At 57.4% G+C, this 19083-nt stretch carries 1 protein-coding gene; it reads right to left on the bottom strand.

The window, feature by feature from the left end; translation table 11 throughout:
* Positions 1-191 precede the first annotated feature (191 nt).
* On the bottom strand, positions 192-18461 hold the full coding sequence (locus HHI26_RS11225) for an Ig-like domain-containing protein (protein ID WP_171149104.1): 18270 nt from the start codon (positions 18459-18461) through the stop codon (positions 192-194).
* Positions 18462-19083 lie beyond the last annotated feature (622 nt).

The following is a 19083-nucleotide window of genomic DNA, read 5'->3' as shown; positions in this document are numbered from 1 at the left end:
CCAGTGGCCTTATATCTTATTGTTATTTTTGCCTTACTCACTTTAAAAACACCTTTCTTAGTTTATTCAGGTCCACAACGAACAACAGCGGCCGAAGCCGCTGTTGGATTGTTTCGCTACCAATCTATCACTTCCTCTTAACTTTAGACGCCCAGCGCGGGAATGCGACCCGAGCTGGGATTATTTTTTCGTTATACGACATGGACCTGGAGATTATGCTGGATCAGCACATCGCCCAGGGTGTTGTCTGACGACAGCGCCGAGTTGTGATAAACGTCAAAGGTCTGCCCTTCTACCGTCCTTTGCCCGGTGGTGGCCCAGACGCCGCCATCGGTATTGGCCAGCGTCACCTGGTCACCCAGCGTCCCTTTGATCAGCAGGTCATCGCTCTGTTTATCGGTAATATTCAGCGCTTCGTTCAAGTCCAGCTTAATACTGTTATTGCCCGAGGTGCCAAGGTCGATAATCTCCACATGCTCGACTTTCAGACCGAGCGAGGTGAGATCCAGCGCAATATGTTCACCGTTCAGTACCAGGGTATCCGTCCCTGCGCCGCCATCAATATGCGTAAAGTCGAGCGAATTCACCGTGATGGTGTCATTACCTACGCTACCCGTCACCGATTCGCCGTGCACGGTCTGACCATCCGCCAGCGTAATGGTGACCCCGCCAATGGTGTAGCTGCCGTCATCCGTTGCCGTCGATGCCACTGTTTCACTGCTGGCCGTGGTGCTGGCCGCTGCCGTGGAGGTGGCATGGTCGGTGCTGCTGGTATCGCTGTCGGTCACCAGCGTTGAGGCCACACGCGCTGCCGTATGCACGGTAGTGGTGGTGCTCTCTTCACTGGTGCTGGCCGCACTGATTGAAGACGTATCCGTCGACGCCAGAGATTCATCGGAGGCCACCGCCATCATCACCGAGGCGGTGGTGGCTAACGGCAACACTGAACCCAACAGCAGCGTGGTGACGGTGGTCGCCGGGTTACCTGCGGCATCAACCGCCGTCACTGTGACCACCGAGCTGAGATCCAACGTGCTGAGTAACCCCCCGACGAACTTCGCACTGTACCGTCCATTAGCGCCCACCGTCGTGGTCATTGTCTGGGTTTGCCCGCTTTGCGACAGCGTGATCGTCACCGCGGTCCCCGTCGCCAGACGCAGGCTTCCCCCTGAAATGGTCAGCCCGGTCAGCAAGACACTCAACAGACTGGCAACCGCATCAACGCTCACCGCCGGCAGGTTTTGCGTCACGGCGTTGAAGCTGGCGCTGGTGCTGCTGGTGTTACCTGCGCGGTCAGCAACAGTGATTGCCGCAGTATGCTGCCCATCTGCCAGAGAGGTCAGCCCTCCTGCCGGGATGGTCACACTCCAGGTCCCATTAGCGGCTACCGTGCCGGTGTATGACATCCCTTCAATATTGACAGTGACCCGGCCCCCCGCTGCACTGGTGGACGTCCCGGTAATGACTTGTGCGGTACCGGATTCAGCAAGGTTGAAGTAACCATCGCTGAAGCCCGCGGTATTGCTCAACGTCACCGTCGGCGTGCTGTGAGTACCGACAATCACCGGAACCGTAATCGTGCCGCTGCTGGTACCGGCCCCGTTGATCACACTGGCGCTGATTGACGCCGTGTTATCCGGCAATGCTTTCAGATCCACCGACGGCACCGAAACGCTCCAGCTGCCGTTGGCGGCGACCACCGTGCTGTAGATCTTCGACCCGACGTTAACCAGAATGGTCGAACCTTCGGCATTAAACGCCGTACCGGAGATGGTTTGCGCCGTCTGCGCTTCCACCGCATTCAGTGCCCCATCGCCAAACAGCGTGCCAAAGGTGATGGTCGGCGTATTGTGCGCAATCACGCTGGCGCTGTTGCTGCCGGACGCGGTATTGCCATACGGGTCAGCCAGATTGGCGGTGATGGTCAACGGACCGTCTGGTATGGCAGCCAGCGCAGTTTTCGGAATGCTGATACTCCAGTTGCCGTTACTGCCCACCGTCGTACTGTAAGCAATACCATTCAGGGTAAAGCTCACCGTTGAACCCGCCACCGCATTGGTGGAGGTACCGCTGATGGTCTGCGCTGTCGCCAGCTCAGCGGCGTTAAGAACGCCATCACCAAACAGCGTGCCTACGGTGACCGTCGGTGCCACATGCACCCCGATGGTGACGCCGACACTGCTGCTGCCCACATTGCCTACCGCATCGGTCACGGTTGCTGACACCGTCAGTCCCCCCGTCGCCAGACCCAGTAACTGTGCCGATGTGAGTGTCACACCGAAGTTGCCGTTGGAGTCAGTGCTCCCCTGTAAAGTCAGGCCACCGACTTTAATACTGACCAGGGTACCGGTTGGGACATTATTGACATGACCACTTAACAGCTGCCCTAACGAAGAGAGGGCCTCTGTCACACTTAATATCCCATCGCCAAACAGCGGGTTAAGGGTGACCGATGGTAAAGCATGAATGCCCACCGTCCCCGCCAGTGTGCTGCTGCTGCTGTTACCCGCCGTATCGGTGACGGTCACTTTAAGGGTGACACCGCCGTCTAACAGGGTCGCCAGCGCCGATGGCGTCAGCGCCAGATTAAAGGCCCCGTCAGTCCCTGCCGTGCCGGAGAGCAGTGGCGTAATGCTGTCACCAACAGTGACCACGACACGCGCCCCCGCCGTGGTGGTGCCGCTGATCAGCTGATTAACCAGTGCATCCGCCGCATTCAGCAGGCCATCCCCGAACAGCTGCGTCTGGTTCAACGACAGGCTTGGCGGAGTCAGACTGACCTGCAACCCGCCCACAACATTAAGGGTGGACTCATTACCGGACAGGCTGTCTTTCACCGAGGCACTGATATCCAGCAGCCCGGACTGCAGCCCCTGCAACTGACCCAAAGTCAGGCCCGCGCTGAACTTACCATTGGCATCAACCGTCGCGTCCACCTCAGTTGTCCCGATCATCACTTTGATGACGGTACCGGCCGCCACATTTTTCACCGTACCGCTGACCAGCTGACTGGCGACATTGCTCAAATCGGCAATATTCAGTAAGCCGTCACCCAGGATTGGGTTAAGGATAATCTCTGGCTTGATCGTCGCAACGGTGATGCTGGCGCTATTACTGGCAACGTTACCTGCCGGGTCGACCACTTTTACCCCCAGCGACAGATTGCCATTCCCGAGCGCCAGCAGATCGGTGGCGGAGAGGTCTACGCTCCAGCCGCCGCCCGCCTGCACGGTGGTGGTATACGCCTTGGCGCCCAGCGTCACAGTGACAACCGAGCCAGCCACCGCATTTAATGTGCCGCCGATGGTCTGACCGGCCTGCGCTTCCAGCAGGTTAAGCACGTTGTTGTCGCCAAACAGGTTGGTCAGCGTGTTAACTACCGGCACATTATTGACAATCGTGGTGACCGATGTCGCCGCGCTGGCAACGTTACCGACGACGTCAGTCACCACCAGATTCAGCGTATTGGCCCCTTCCTGCAAGGTCGCCAGCGCCGCTGGCGGCACTGCCAGAGACCATTTGCCATCCTGACCAACAGTGGCAGTCAGGACCTGACCACTGAGCAGCGTGAGTGACACTAATCCCCCCGCTGCGGACACCGCAGTACCGGTGATCAGCTGACTGAGGCCAGCCTCAACCGCATTCAGGTAACCCCCGGTGCCCGCAGGATCGCCAAACACGGTATCAACCGTCAGCCCCAGCAGGCTGTTGAACACTTTGTTAATGGTGATGGCGGCACTGGTCTGGTTGCCATGGTCATCCGCCACTTTCACTGTCAGCACGTTACCGCCCTGCAACAGGGCGCCGATCGCCGTCGGCGTCAGCTCAAGGTTAAAGGCACCGTTGAGGACGGTTGCCTGCGCCAGAGGAACAGTGCTGTTACCGAGGTAAACATAAATATTTTGACCATCGGCTCCCGACACAGTCCCCGTCAGCGTCTGCGTCAGCAGTGATTCAGTCGCGTTGATGACGTTATCACCCAGCAAGGCGTCTACATTAAGCAACGATGGCGCGACAGTATCCACAATCACATTGTTAAGTACCGCAGACCCGGTATTACCCGCCGCATCCTTCACGCTGGCGCTGATGCTGGTCACATCCTGAGCCAGCCCTTGCAGATCGGCAGACGGCACGTTCACCGTCCAGGCGCCGCCAGCCTGCACCACGGCGGTGTAGGTTTTGGTTCCCAGCGTCACAGAAACCGTGCTGCCAATTTCCGATGAGGTACCGGTAATCGTCTGTGATGTGGCCGCTTCCGCCACGGTGAGAATGTTATCTCCGGCAAATTGCGTGATCGTCACAGTAGGCGCAGTGATATCAATCAGAACCGTCGTGTTGGCGACAACAGGGTCGCCAACGGTTGGCGTAAAGGTCACCACCACCTGCTGTGAACCGGCCGGAAGGTCCGCATTCACCAGCGTCTGGGAGGTAAACTCATTGTTCAGGCGCAGCGCATCGACCGTAATTGTATCGACCAGAGTGCCACCCACCGTGATGGTGATCTGCCCGCCCAGCGACAGAGGGACGTTGTTGAGCGTCCCGCTGATAAGGGTATTAGGGCCATCGGCCACATTGATAATGTTATCGCCGCTGACAGGAGCCAGCGTAATGTAACCGTCAAGTGTTGGGCTGAGGTTTAACCCAACAGCACCATTAACGCTGGTGGTATTGCCCGCAACGTCGGTAATGGACACCGTGTAATTACCGCCTGCGGTCACCAGTGCCGCGAGATCCGTCACCCCGACATTAATCGTCCATGTTCCGTTGGCACCCACCTGGCCGGTTAAGGTCTGAGCACCAATGCTCAGCGTAACGGTGGCCCCCGCATCAGCAGGATTGGAAATCCCGGTCAGCGTCTGCGTATTCAGGCTTTCGACGTAGTTGAGGACATTATCGCCAGCGAACGTCAGTCCGTTAATTACCGGGGCAGCCGTATCGATGATAAAGCCTTCGGTGAGGGTATTGGTGTTACCCCCCGGATCGGTCACGCTGACCTGAAGGGTGTGAGGGCCTTGAGTTGTCACGATATCGGCGAGTTCGCCCGGAGTGAGCGTGGCCGTCCAGTTACCGTTGGCGTCAACAATGGCTGGAATAGGGATATTACCATTGAAGATCACGGTGACGGTTTGCCCTGCGCCAACCGCGCCGGTGGTGCCGCTCAAGACTGTACCCGCCAGGTCCGCCACGTTGAGGTAGCCATTATCAAATGGCACTTCCAGCGTAGGCTGCGGCAATGTCAGATAGGCATTGAAGTCGAGCGTTTTCGTCGCCGCATTGCCTGCCGCATCAATCACCGTCACGCTAATCTGATGAAGGTCGTTATTCAGGCCATTTAGCGCCCCGGCAGGCAGAGTGACTGACCAGTCACCGTTTGGCTGTACCACGCCGTCATAAACGACGCCATTGACATCCACTTTCAACTTAACCGTCTGATCCTGCCCAGCCACGACCGGAATGCCGGTGGTGCCGGTCACGATGATGGTACCCGCCGCTTCCGTGATACCCAGCCCGTCGCCAAACGGATTAACAATGGTCGGCACAGGCAGCGTCAGCAGTGCATCAAAGCTGCCCTCAACCTCCGCCTCATTGCCGTAGGCGTCAGTCGCCACCACGGTAATGGTGTGTTCACCGTTGGCCAGACCAGACAACAGGCCGGTGCTGAGATCCAACGACCAGCTACCATTGGCATTAACGACGGCAGGCACAGCTGCCGCGCCGTCAATACTGACAGTGACGGTTTGACCCGCACCTAATACCCCCGTCGATCCCCTCAACACCTGATCGACCGCGGCTTCCGCAATATTGAGCAGGCCATCAACGAACGGAGGGGTAATCGTCGGAACGGGCACATCGTTAATCGCCACGGTCAGCGATGCATCTGCCGGGATCCCCACGTTGCCCACGCCATCCGTCACCGTCACCGTAATTGGCCAGTTGCCGTCCGGCAGCGTGGCTAATACGCCACCCGACAGCGGCAGACTCCAGGTGCCATCACCGTTGATGATGGCCTCAATCGGCGTACCGTTCACATTAACAATGACATGGGTGTTAGCCGGATCGCCGTTAAAGGTCACATTCCCCCCCAACGTGATCCCGCCAGCGACTTCATTCAGCGTCAAAATACCGTTACCCGCCAGCGACAGCGGATCGAGGGTGACCGTCGGTAATCCGGTGACAATCGCGGGGAAGTCCAGCGAGGTTGATGCCGTATTGCCCGCCGCATCGCCGACCACAATCACAATCTCATGGCCTGCCCCCGTGCTGTTGCCCAAAGCAAGCAGCTGTGTCGGGGTTAAGTTGGCCGTCCAGACACCGTTGGCATCAACACTGGCGGCATAGACGTTGCCGTTAATCGTCAGTACGATAGTCTGCCCTGCACCAATCACACCAGTCGTGCCCGTCAGCGTCTGCGACACTGCGGCTTCGGCCACATCCAGCAGACCATCAACAAACGGCTGGTTGATCACCGGGTTCAGCGTATTGGTCAGTATCAGCTCGACATCGGCCGATACGCTCACCGGGTTCACCGCATCCACTGTTGATACACTGACCTGAATAACCCCATTGCCCATCGCGGCCAGATCGGCGGCCGGGATAGTCACCGACCATCCCCCCAGACCATCCAGAACCACAGGGGAGTAAGTCTGTGTCCCGACAGTCACCACCAGGCTGGCACCGTTCGGCAGATTATCCACCGTGCCCCGGATCGTCTGATCAACTAAAACTTCGGTACTGTTAAGGAAGCCATCAACGAATGGCGTCTCCAGGGTCAGTTCCGTAAGGGCGTTCACCGCCACGTTGACGTCGAGAATTTGCTCCGTGGTGTTACCGTACGCATCCTTGACGGAGACACTGAGCCCCAGATCACCGTCGACCAATGCCAGCAAATCAGCACTTGGAATGGTGGTACTCCAGTTGCCCAGGTTATCGGAGAGCACGCTGTAGACATTGGTCCCAAGGGTGATCTCAACGTTGAGATTCGGCGCTGTATTGCCTGACAACACCAGCCCCGTCAGAGCATCCGCCAGGCTGAGCACACCGTCCGTCACCAGGTTGGCGTCGATTTCCAGCAGTGGCGGTTGAGTATGAACGGTAAAGCTCTCATTGGCCGTCGCGGTATTGCCTGCAACGTCGTTACCGCTGGCAGTAATGGCATTGCTGTTCTGCGGCAGATTTTGCGCATCAGTCTGCGGGATCGTCGCTGTCCAGTTACCGTCGCTGTCCACGGTTGCCGGATAGTCTTTACCATTAACGCGCACGGTAATGGTGTCACCTTCCGGAATATGCTGGCTGCTACCGGTGATGATGACGCCATTCGGGTCGCGTGACTCGTTGTAGTTCACCATGTCATCACTGGTGACCGGGTTGATGGTAATGGAAGGCAGATCGTCACCACGCGCAATCACGGTAAAGTCACGGGTATCATCGCCCACGTTACCGTAGATATCGTTGACCGAGACACTCACCTGCTGCGGACCATCCGCAATGCTTCCCACTGCCGTATCCGGTACCAGGTAACTCCATACTCCGCCGTTAACCTCAGCGTAAAACGTCTGCCCATTAAAGGTAATCTCCACCATCTGGCCATCGGTCACATTGGTGGTGGTACCGCTTAACTGCAGTGCCTGACCCACTTCACTGGTGTTGAGATAGTCATCACCGGTGATCGCATCAATGGTAATCAGCGGCAGATCGCCGGCTTCTGCCCTCACTTCGACGGTTTCCGTGGCCACCAATGAGGTGTTACCCGCTTTGTCGGTCAGCGTGGCGGTCACAGTATAACTATTGTCGGCCAGGTTCTGCGTCGCACTCCCCGGCAGATCAAAGCGCCAGCTACCATCCTCCTGCACAATCGCAATATAAGCAGGCTGGTTACCGTTAAAGGTGATGCTCACCTGCTGACCTGCTTCATCCGGCGATGCCGTGCCGCTGATGGTCACGGTTTGCAGAATTTCAGTGCCGTTGATCACGTTATCACCGGCAACCGGATCCAGACTCAGCGTTGGCGCAGTCCGATCAACGATGACGGAACTGCTGATGCTGCCCGTATTGCCCTGCGCATTGGTCACGTCCACGCTGATGGGCAGGCTACCCTCGCCGAGGGCCTGCAACTGTGTGGTACTCAGCGGTAGCGTCCAGTTACCGTTAATGTCTGCCGTAACAGGGAACGCCTGGCTGCCGATGGTAACAATCACCGTCTGACCGGCACCGATCGCGCCGGTGGTGCCCGTGAGGGACTGCCCGGCAGGATCAGTCGCTTCGTTATTGTTGAGATAACCATCGCCAAACGGGAGGTTAATCGTTGGCTGCAGTGCGCCGGTAGCCAGCGTCACGTTGGTGCTGACAGGGCTGCTGTTACCTGCGGCATCCGTCACGGTGGCCGTCAGCGTATAGCTGCCGTTGGTCACACCGGTCAGGGCATCGGCAGAAATAGTCAGGTTCCAGTTCCCCTGATCATCAACGGTCGTAGTGTAAGTCTGTCCGTTGAACACCACGTTCACTGCCTGACCTTCCTGCGCACCGGTACTGCCCCCGCTGATGGTGACACCCTGCGCGGCTTCAGTAGCGTTGATCACACCGTCAGTGGCGATCGGATCCAGCGTAATCGTTGGTGCGACCGTATCCACACCGACCGTCACCGTCTGGCTACTGCTGTTGCCTGCCACATCCGTGACCGTAACGGCCAGATCTGCCCCTGTCTGCGGCAGACCTTGCAAGACTGCTGACGGCAAAGGAATGCTCCAGTTACCGTTAGTATCCACCGTGCCGGTATAGGTGGTGGTGCCGATAAGCACAGAGACCGTTTGTCCTGCCCCCGCCACACCCGTGGTGCCATACAGCGTCTGCCCCAGTGCCGCTTCGCTGGCGTTCAATACACCATCGCCAAACGGGATATCGACGCTGATTTGCGGCAGATTATGGACAACCACGTTCAGCGTGGCGTTACTGGCAACCGGATTACCGTTGGCATCCAGCGTACTGGCAGAAACAATGGTTTGGCCGTCAGCCAGGCCCGCCAGCGCACTTGCCGGTACCAGCGCACTCCACACACCACCGGCACCCACGTTCACGGTAAAGGTCTGACCATTAATCAATACTGACACCGGGGTGCCCGTCGCCACGTTGGCGGTATGACCGGTAACGATCAGCGACTGCTGAGCCTCATCGGCGCTGAGATAACCGTCGCTGATCGGATCGATACTGATCCCCGAGGCAAGGGTGTTCACCGTGATAGTGAGAGTGTTGCTGGCTGGGTTGCCCGCAGCATCACTCACCGCGGCAGTAATGGTTGGTGTGCCGTTCTGCAAGGTACCGGACGGAATGCTGATACTCCAGCTGCCATCTGACTGTACAACCGGGTTATAGACCTGCGAACCCAGGGTGACGGTCACCGTCTGTCCCTGCTCGACATTTGTCGTTGTACCGGACAACAACTGACTGCTCTGCTGTTCAGCACCATCAACGATATTGTTGCCGGCAAAGGTATTAATCGTAATCGTGGGGAGATCCGCCACATCCGCTTTCACCACCAGCGTGCTGGTGACAGGGGCACTGCTGTTCTGCGCCGCATCCGTCGCCGTCACACTCACCGCGTAGCTGCCATCCGGAATAGCCTGTAAATCTTCCGCAGGAACGTTTACCGTCCAGATTCCGCCGCTCACCACCACCGGCGGATAGGTGACGCCGTTCAGCGTCACAACAATGCTGCTGCCATTTTCACCCGTTCCGGAAACCGCCAGATCGGCGCCCCGCTCTGCGGCATTCAGCACACCGTCACCCGCTATCACATCAACGGTGACCGCCGGCGCCAGGGTATCAACGTTAAACGGTACGGTGAGTTCTGACGGATTACCCGCGGCATCGTTGACCAGCACCGTGATGTTGTTGGTATCCTGCGGTAATCCCGCCAGTACCGTTCCCGGGATTGCCACGCTCCAGTTGCCGTTACCGTCAACCGTGCCGGTATAAGTGATACCTGCCAGTGTGATGGTGACCGTCTGACCGTCGCCAGAGATACCGGTTGAGCCGGTCAGGGTTTGCGTACTGCCTGCCTCTGTCGCATTCAGGACGCTATCACCGAACGGTGCATCAACCACCACGTTGGGGAGATTCGTCACGTGAACATCCAGCGAGCTGCTGCTGGTCACTGCCGAACCTGTCGCATCAGTACCGCTCACGGTTACCGTCAGCGGCCCATCCACTAAGGGGATAGCCCCCGGTTGCAAGGTTAATGTCCACTGACCATTTGCGCCAACGGTGACCGGGAAGTCGCTGCCACCCATGCTGACCGTCAGCAGAGTACCGACCGTGAAGTTAGCTGAAGTACCGCTGATTTCCAGCGGCTGAGCCGCCTCCTGCGCATTGAGGAAACCATCACCGCTGATCGGATTGATTGCCAGGCCCGAAAGCAGGTTGTTCACCTCAAAGCTTCCGGTTTGTTCAATCGCTGTATTGGCACTGTTGCTGACAGAAACCACATAGGTTTGCTGTCCGTTGCTTAAGGCTTCCAGCGCCGTCGCGGGAAGCGTAATGCTCCATGCGCCGCTCGCCTGTACCACGCCACTGTAAGTGACGCCGTTCAGCGCGAGGGTAACGAGTTGACCTTCTTCCACGTTGGTAGTGGTCCCGGTCAGTTTCTGGCTGACATGCTGCTCTGCCCCATCAACAATATCGTTGCCGGTAAACGGATCAACCGTAATCGTCGGTTGCGAGGTATTGATCTGCACCGTGGTCGTCTGGGTAGTTTTGTTGCCGGCCAGATCGGTTTCCGTAACGCTGACCGGGTAGCTGCTGCCCGTGAGAGCGCCGAGGTCAGTTGCATTCACCTCTACCGACCACAGCCCGTTAACCCCAACGGTGGTCTCGTAAGTTTTGCCATTCAGCGTCACCACAATGGCTGCGCCATTTTCACCCGTACCGCTGATAGCGATACCATTTTGCTGCTCGCTGGCGTTGATAATATTGTCGCCGGTGACAGGATCCAGCGCCAACGACGGTGCAATAGTGTCAACAGTGAAATTGCTGCTGCTGGTTGAGGTGTTGCCTGCCGGATCTTTCACTACCACGCTGACGGTGTTGGTACCGCTGTTCAGGCCCGCCAGATCGCCGGTCGGCACGCTCACCGCCCAGCTGTTGTCATTGCCCACGGTGGTCAGATAAACCTTGCCGTTCAACGTGACGCGCACGCTGTCGCCAGGCGTACCGGTCCCCGTGATCGCCAGAGGTTGCCCCAGCTCAGTGCCATTCAGATAGCCATCAGATACCGGAGTGATCACAAAATCAGGTGGCGTGGTGTCCAGCACAATCGGACGTGTGACCGTCACGCTGTCACCGACCGATGGTGTTGCAACCACCGTCACGGTATAACCCGTGTCGGCCAGCCCGGTGAGGGCCGTGGACGGAATGGTGGCGCTCCACAGACCATCAGGCCCGACGGTGGCGTTATAAGACTGGTTATTAAAGGTAACCACCACGCTGGTGGTGCCGTCCGGTACGCTACCGGTAACGGTCAGACCTGCGGCCGCTTCCAGTGCATTAACCACATCGTCACCCGCGACCGGATTCACCAGCAGCGCGTTGGAAACAGCGGTATCCAGAATCACCGAGGTGTTCTGCGTCACGCTGTTGCCTTCCGGATTGGTGACCACAATGGTGACCGGGTTCTGCCCCTGATCGAGATTATCGAGCGTGGTCACCGGGAAGGTGACCGACCACTTGCCGTCACTGCCTACCGTGGTATCCAGCGTGGTGCCGCCAAGGGTGACGCTGACGCTGTCCCCAATGGTGCCACTACCGGTGATATCCAGTGGCTGCGTCACTTCAACACGATCGATGATGCCGTCACCGCCGATCGGATCGAGGGTGTACGTTGGCGCGGCGGTATCAACAATCACCACCTCAGTATCCACCGTTTTGTTGCCTGCCGGATCGGTGACGGTAACAGTGACATCGTAGCCACCGTCTTGCAGCAGGGCCAGGTCAGCAGGTGGGATGGTTACCGTCCAGCTGCCATTGTTGCCGAATACCGCGTTATAGGTTTTACCCTCCAGCGTGATCACCACGGTATTACCCGCAGCGGTGGTGCCTTCAATCACCAGCGGCGCCTGTTGTTCGGTGGCATTGATAATGCCATCTTCGGCGATAGTACCCAGCGTCAGAGAAGGCAGATCGGTGGCAATCGTGACGGATGACGGCCCGGCTTCGGCGCTGTTCCCGGCCACATCAATCGCCGTAACCAGAATGGAAGACGCCCCCTTCGGATCCAAATCCAGTAACTGCTGCGTGGTCAGCACCAGAGTCCAGACGCCGGAGCTGTTAACGGTGGCCTCAAACGCACTGTTGCCGATGTTAATAATCACTCTTTGACCGTCGCCCAGTTCCCCGGTGGTGCCCGTCAGGGTCTGCCCGATAAGTGCTTCAGCATTGGTGAGCGTATTATCGCCAAACGGCGTATCCAGCGTTGGGTTCGGCAGGTTGGTGACGTGCACAATCAGCGAGGCGTTGCTGGTGGCCAGTGGGTTATCACTGCTGTCATAAACGGTCGCGACACCCGTCACGGTGCCATTGGTCAACGCTCCCACGTCAGCAAGCGGAATGTTGACCAGCCAGGTTCCGTCAGGCTGCAATACGCCATCATAAGGGAGGCCATTAAAGCTAAAGGTCACTCTGCTGTCAGCAGGAACATTCAGCGTGGTCAGAATAATATCCAGCCCCTCTGCCGCCTGAGATTCAGCGAAGTTGAGGTAGCCATCGTCACTGATCGGGCTGACGGCAATCGCGGGCTGCGTGTCATCGACGTTGAAGGTTTTATCCGTGGTGCCGGTATTACCCGCTTTGTCGGTGACACTGGCGGTCAGGGTGTACGATCCGTTCGCCAGCCCCTCCAGCACCTCTGTCGGCAGATTGGCCTGCCAGCCGCCGCCGGACTGAATGAGGGCGGTGGTGGTGTACGTCGCGCCATTGCCACTCAGCGTTAGCGTCAGGGTCTGACCGGCTTCCACATTCGAAGCCGTACCGGTGATAATCTGGTCCACCTGCTGTTCAGCGCCATCAATACTGTTATTCGGCGTGACATTGTTGACAACAATGGACGGTACACCGGTATCCACGACCAGCGGGGTGCTGGTGATAGTCGTGTTGCCCGCCGGATCAACGGCCGTTACCGAGAGCGTATAGTCACCATCAGTCACCCCGGCCACCACGTTGCCCGGGATCAGGGCAGACCAGGACCCGTCTGCACCGACCACGGTAGTAACCGTGGTTCCCGCCAGTTCCACGCGGATAACATTGCCGGCTTCCCCGGTGCCGGTCACCGTCAGCGGCTGAATAGACTCTGCCGCATTGATATAGCCCCCGGAAACCGCATTGACGGTCACTGGCGGCGGAGTGATATCCACCTCAATGGTACGGACCACGGTGGTCACGTTGCCGGCTTCATCGGTGCTGGTGACCTGCAGTTCATAGCTGCTCGCGGTCAGCGCTTTCAGCGCGTTAACCGGCAGCTCGATCTCCCAGTGCCCGGTGCCATCCACGACAACGTCATACGTCTGGTTGTTCAGTGTGACACTGATACGGTCACCCTGCGTACCTGACCCACCGATGGTCTGTATGTCGTTCTGTTCTTCAAGGTTAATGCGGTTATCTGCCGCCACCGCATCCAGCGTCACCACTGGCGCGACGGTATCCACGATAAAGTCGGTATTCACGTTAACGCTGTTACCCGCACCATCGCCCAGCGTCACGGATAAGGTATTTTCTCCCTGCGGCAGGTTTTGCAGCGTGGCAGACGGCACCGACACGCTCCAGTTACCCTGCGCATCCACCGTTCCGGTGTAGGTGATCCCGCCAATCAGCACTTTCACCGTCTGGCCCGCACCTTCAACGCCCGATGAACCGCTTATTGTCTGGGCACTGCCCGCCTCCGTGGCATTAAGATAATCATCACCAAACAGTGGGTTGATCTCTGGCAGGAAGCCCGGCAGCACTTCACTGTTAAGCGAATGCTCAACGGTGATGGTATTGCCATTGACATCAACGGTGCTGGCAGTGACTGTCAGCGTGGTATTGGTCAGGTTCGCCAGATCGGCAGGTGGAACCGTGACCGTCCAGCTGCCATCACTGTTGGTGGTGGTGAGATAGGATTTTCCGCGGAATGACACCGATACCGAACTGCCTGAGGCCACAAAGCGGCTGAAACCATGGATGGACAGCGGCAACAGTGCCTCACTGGCGTTCAGCGTATTGTCGTCGCTGATCACCCCGATGGCGATGGCGCTGAAGGTATTATCAACGGTGAAGCTGCCATTGGTGCTGGCCGGGTTACCGGCCACATCGCTGACGCTGACGGTATAATTATCGGTGCCGTTCGCCAGATTATGCAACGCCGAGGCCGGAACCAGCACACTCCAGCTGCCATCTGACAGTACCTGACCAGTGTAGCTTGCACCATTGAGGCTGACGGTGACCGTCTGGCCTGCCTGAACATTCGTGGTGGTCCCGGTGACAAACTGAGACAGCCCTTTTTCCGCGCCGTCGAGGATATTATCGCCCGCAAACGCACCGACGGTGACGGTCGGCAGTGAACCGCCGCCAGCAATCACCGTCAGCGGCTGGCTGCTGCTGCCGCTGTTGCCCAGGGGGTCGGTGGCCGTCGCAGTCACGGTGTAGGTATTGTCGGCCAGGCCGGTAACGACGTTCGCGGGAAGGGTTGCGGTCCAGTTACCGCCAGCATCCACCGTGGCGGGGTAATCAACGCCATTGACGCTCACCACCACCGTCGCACCCGGCTCAGTGGTACCGGTAATGGCCAGCGCTGCATTGTGTTCCAGCGCATTGAGATAGCCGTCGCCAGAAACCGGTGCAACCGTCACAGACGGTGAAGCCGTATCGAGGGTGACCGGGGTCAGCGTCGTCGTTTCATTGCCGCCGCTGTCGCGAGCCGTGACGCTGATATCATATTTACCATCGGCAAGCGTTTGCAGCGTCGATGGCGCAATATTGACGCTCCAGTTGCCATCTGCATCGGCGGCAGTGCGGTAAGTCACGCCGTTGAGTACCACCGTAATGGTACTTAACGGGTCTGCTGTCCCGGAAAGCGGCAGCGGCTGACCCTGTTCGGTGCGGTTGATCACCCCGTCCCCCGCTACCGCGCCGACATTCAGGTCTGGCGCGAGTGTGTCCACGCTGACGCTGGCATTATGGATAACTTCATTTCCTGCGGCATCGCGCACCGTCACGATCACATTGTTGCTGCCCTGCTGCAGCAACGCTAGATCAGCAGGGAGTAAGTGAACACTCCAGGCGCCCGTAGCAGGATTCACCGTGGCGTTATAGGAGGTGCCGTTTATCTCAACGGTCACCGTCTGATCCGGCAGTGTCAATCCGGTGTTACCGGTGATCGTCTGCGGTGTGGCTGATTCGGTTAGATTAAGGATATTGTCGCCACCAAAGGCAGCGTTGACAGTGACATTGTCCGGGAAGTTGGCCTGCACTCCAATGTTCAGCGTGGCGCTGATGCCAGGATCGGTGGCAACTTCGACCTTAATGTCATAAGTATTGTTAGCGACCCCAACGAAGTCAGCAGGCGGAATTTCAGTGGTCCATTTACCGTCTGCACCCACGGTGGCAGTGTAGGATTTATCGTTAAACGTCACGGTGAGCAGGGTGCCCTGCGGCACGCCCTGACTACTGCCGCTGACGGTCACCGGTGACCCGGCTTCCGACGCGTTGATCCAGTTATCGCCACCAACCGGCGCAATCGCCAGCGTCACGGCTAACGGATCGTTAATCACGGGATAATTGCCGCCAAACAGGGCGGTGACGCCGGCAGCATTGGACACGGACACACCGTAATTCACAAATTGGCCGTTAGTCAGGCCTGCCAGTGCATCGGCAGGAATGGTGACATGCCATAATCCCCCCGCCAGCACGGTCGTCGGGTATGGCTCGCCGTTGAACGTGACAATCAGGGGCTGGCCCTGCTCAACATTGAGAACCCGGCCACTCAATTCCTGATCCACACCCAGTTCGGCATTTTGCAGAACGTTGTCTCCGGCAAAGGTATTCACCTCGATCAACGGCTGGCTGCCCGGTTCAACGGCCAGAGTGACATTCCCGTATGCCGTCGTCACGTTGCCTGCCGCATCGGACGCTTCCACTCTTATTGGGTAACTGCCGTCGGCCAGAGCGGCCTTGTCGGCGTCAGAAACCACGATGCTCCATTCGTTATTGCCATTCGCATTGCCGGTCAGGCTCAGCTCCCGGTCACCGATGAAGACGCGAATGATACTGCCCGATTCCGCCGTCCCGCTGATAGTCAGGGTGCCCAGTTCATCAGCGGAAACGTAGTTATCGCCATTATCAGTGACAGGCGTCAGCGTAACGCCCGTCGGTGCCACGGTATCCACACTCAGCGGGAGGGTGGTTTCAGCCGAGGTATTACCGTATTTGTCGGTAGAGGTGACAACCAGGTCGCTACTCCCCTGATCGAGCTGTTGTAACGCCGAAGCCGGAATGTTCACACTCCAGCTACCGTCGGGATTCACTGAAGCGGTATACGTCTGACCATCCAGAGAGACGGTCACCGATTGACCGCCAACGCTGCTGCCAGTGATTGTCAGCGGTTGCGTGATGTCAGTGGCATTCAGCGCACTGTCAAACGGCGCGACAGTGACAACCGGAGGCGTATTATCCACCGTCACCTCAACTGTGCTGCTGCCCGTGTTACCCGCCGGATCGGTGATATTCACCACCAGAGGTAATGTCCCTTGCGTTGGATCGGTCACTGAACCCGCCGGAATAGTGACACTCCAGCTCCCGTCGTTATTGACCGTACCGGGGTATTTCTCACCGTTAAAATCGATGGAAACCGTCTGATTAGGGCCCGTCACGCCGGTCGTCCCGGTCACAGTCTGCGGCTGACCGATTTCCGTGCCGCTTAACACACCATCGACAAACGGCAGATCGACCTGCACGACTGGCGCAGTGGTGATCACATCCACCGAGACAGTGGTGCTGTTTTCAATGAGGGTGCCATTAGGCAGCGTAATGCTGGCAACAATCAGATTCGAGCCCTGCGGAAGCTGTTGCAGGTCGGCTGACGGCACCGTTACCGTCCAGCTGCCGCCTGCCTGAGTGACAGCGGGATAACTTACCCCCCCCAGGGTTACAGACACGGCAGTGCCCACCGGTACGCCACTCGCGGACCCGCTCAGGGTGAGCGTGCCCTGTGCTTCAGTCGCACTGAGATAGCCATCGTCACTGACTGGCGAGGTAATGCTGACGCTTGGGGTGGTGCTTTCCTGCACGTTGAAATTGTGAGTGGCGCTGGCAGACGTGCCGCCCGTATTGCTCACGCTGGCAGAAATAGTCGCACTGCCGGTGGACAACAGCGCAAGATCGGCCGCCGGCACCGACACGCTCCATACGCCGTCAGCATCAACCGTTCCGGTGTAGGTTTTTCCGTTCAGCGTAACGGTAACGGTTTGCCCCTGTTGCACGTTAACGGTCGTACCGCTCAGGGTTTGTGAGGTCAGTTTTTCCGCGCCATCGAGCACATCGTTACCGGCAAAAATAGCAATGGCAATCTGAGGCACGTTTGCCGCCGGAGAGACTTCAACAGTAAAGTTATGCGTATCGTTGGCAGACTGGCCGGCGATGTTAGTCACCGAGGCTGAAATGGTCGCCGAACCGTTCGACAGCGCTTCTAAGGCCGAAACCGGAACCGCCACACTCCAGCTACCATTCGCCTGCACCGTCGCATTATAGGTGACGCCGTTCAGCACGATCACCACCGTTTGTCCGGCTTGTACGTTGGTGGTAGTACCGCTTAACAGCTGAGTGGTCTCTTTTTCTGCGGCGCTCAATACGTTATCGCCCGCGAAGGTGCCAATGGTCAGTGTCGGCCCGTTAGCAGGAGGGTTAGGAGGATTGGGAGGGTTGGTCCCACCGCCATTACCGCCATCATCACCACCACCACCGCCGCCACCACCCAGTGCGGCAGCACCCAGCCCCACCAGGCCAAGCGCACCCAGACCTGCAGCGGTGACAAGGCCCGGACCCGCCCCGGTATCAGCCAGCAGCAGAGGTTCAATACTTCCCAGGGATTCATACTGCGGCGTGATGACCATCGCGGTCTGCGCATCGGCAAACTCGCTGGTCACCGGGAACAGAGCGTGTTCCGGCGGATTAACTCCGTCATCGAACACCAGTTCGCTGTGATCGCCATCCACGTCATCCAAGAAGAACTGCTGATAGCGCACAGTGGTGCCATCTTTCATGTGCAGAATGAGGTCGTTACCCTGGCGCTCGTATTCGGCCACCATTTCGCGCGTGCCATGCACTTTTACGATGCTGGGTTGATTAAGGAGAACGTTCCTGGACGAGCCCGCATTGGCCTGGGAGAGAATAGAGCCGTCGTCGCGTGAGAGAATGTCTACGCGGCCATCATTGAGCTGTGCCATTTTAGTAACCTCATGTACATCAGATAACAGGATTTAGAAGTTCAACGCGAGAAAAGTGAAAAAAAACTTCACTTTTAGCTCACCTTAAACAAAATATTTTCACACCGTGTTGGGCGTTACTTTTCACCTGATGCACAGTCAGAGAGTGACTCTCCCTGAAAAAAATGGCTTAAATTTGCTGAAACTGACTTATTTTTTGTTTAATTCCTCATTCACATATAATTAATAAAATGAATGTTTGATTTGATTAAAATTTATCGATTCGATTAATTATTTTAATTTAATGGTTTAGTACAGTAGCCGATTAATTGCCAAAAAATGCTGAAAAATAGTGCAACCACTGATTAATGATTTGATTTAGTTAACAGAAAAATTAGTTTGATGATGGCCGTTTAGACACTTTCAGGCATAAAAGCGATTTAACCGTGGTAATAACGCGGGGTTAATGACGCGAAAATTTCATGTTGATTCGTGACCGTAAGCACAAGCAGGCAATAGCTTAAAAAGCCACCAACCCCGCTCCGGGTTCAGCAGTGAAAATCGGCATTTTATGTTCCCTCACAATAATTTGAGTTAAGTAAAAGAGGCTCAGCCTTAGCCAGGAACCTTCTTAAAAGCTGGC

It is taken from the genome of Erwinia sp. JH02 (genome assembly GCF_013074405.1).
GTDB classification, from domain to species: domain Bacteria; phylum Pseudomonadota; class Gammaproteobacteria; order Enterobacterales; family Enterobacteriaceae; genus Erwinia; species Erwinia rhapontici.
Note: the sequence above shows the minus strand (reverse complement) of the source record. Positions and strands in the feature narration are given on the sequence as shown.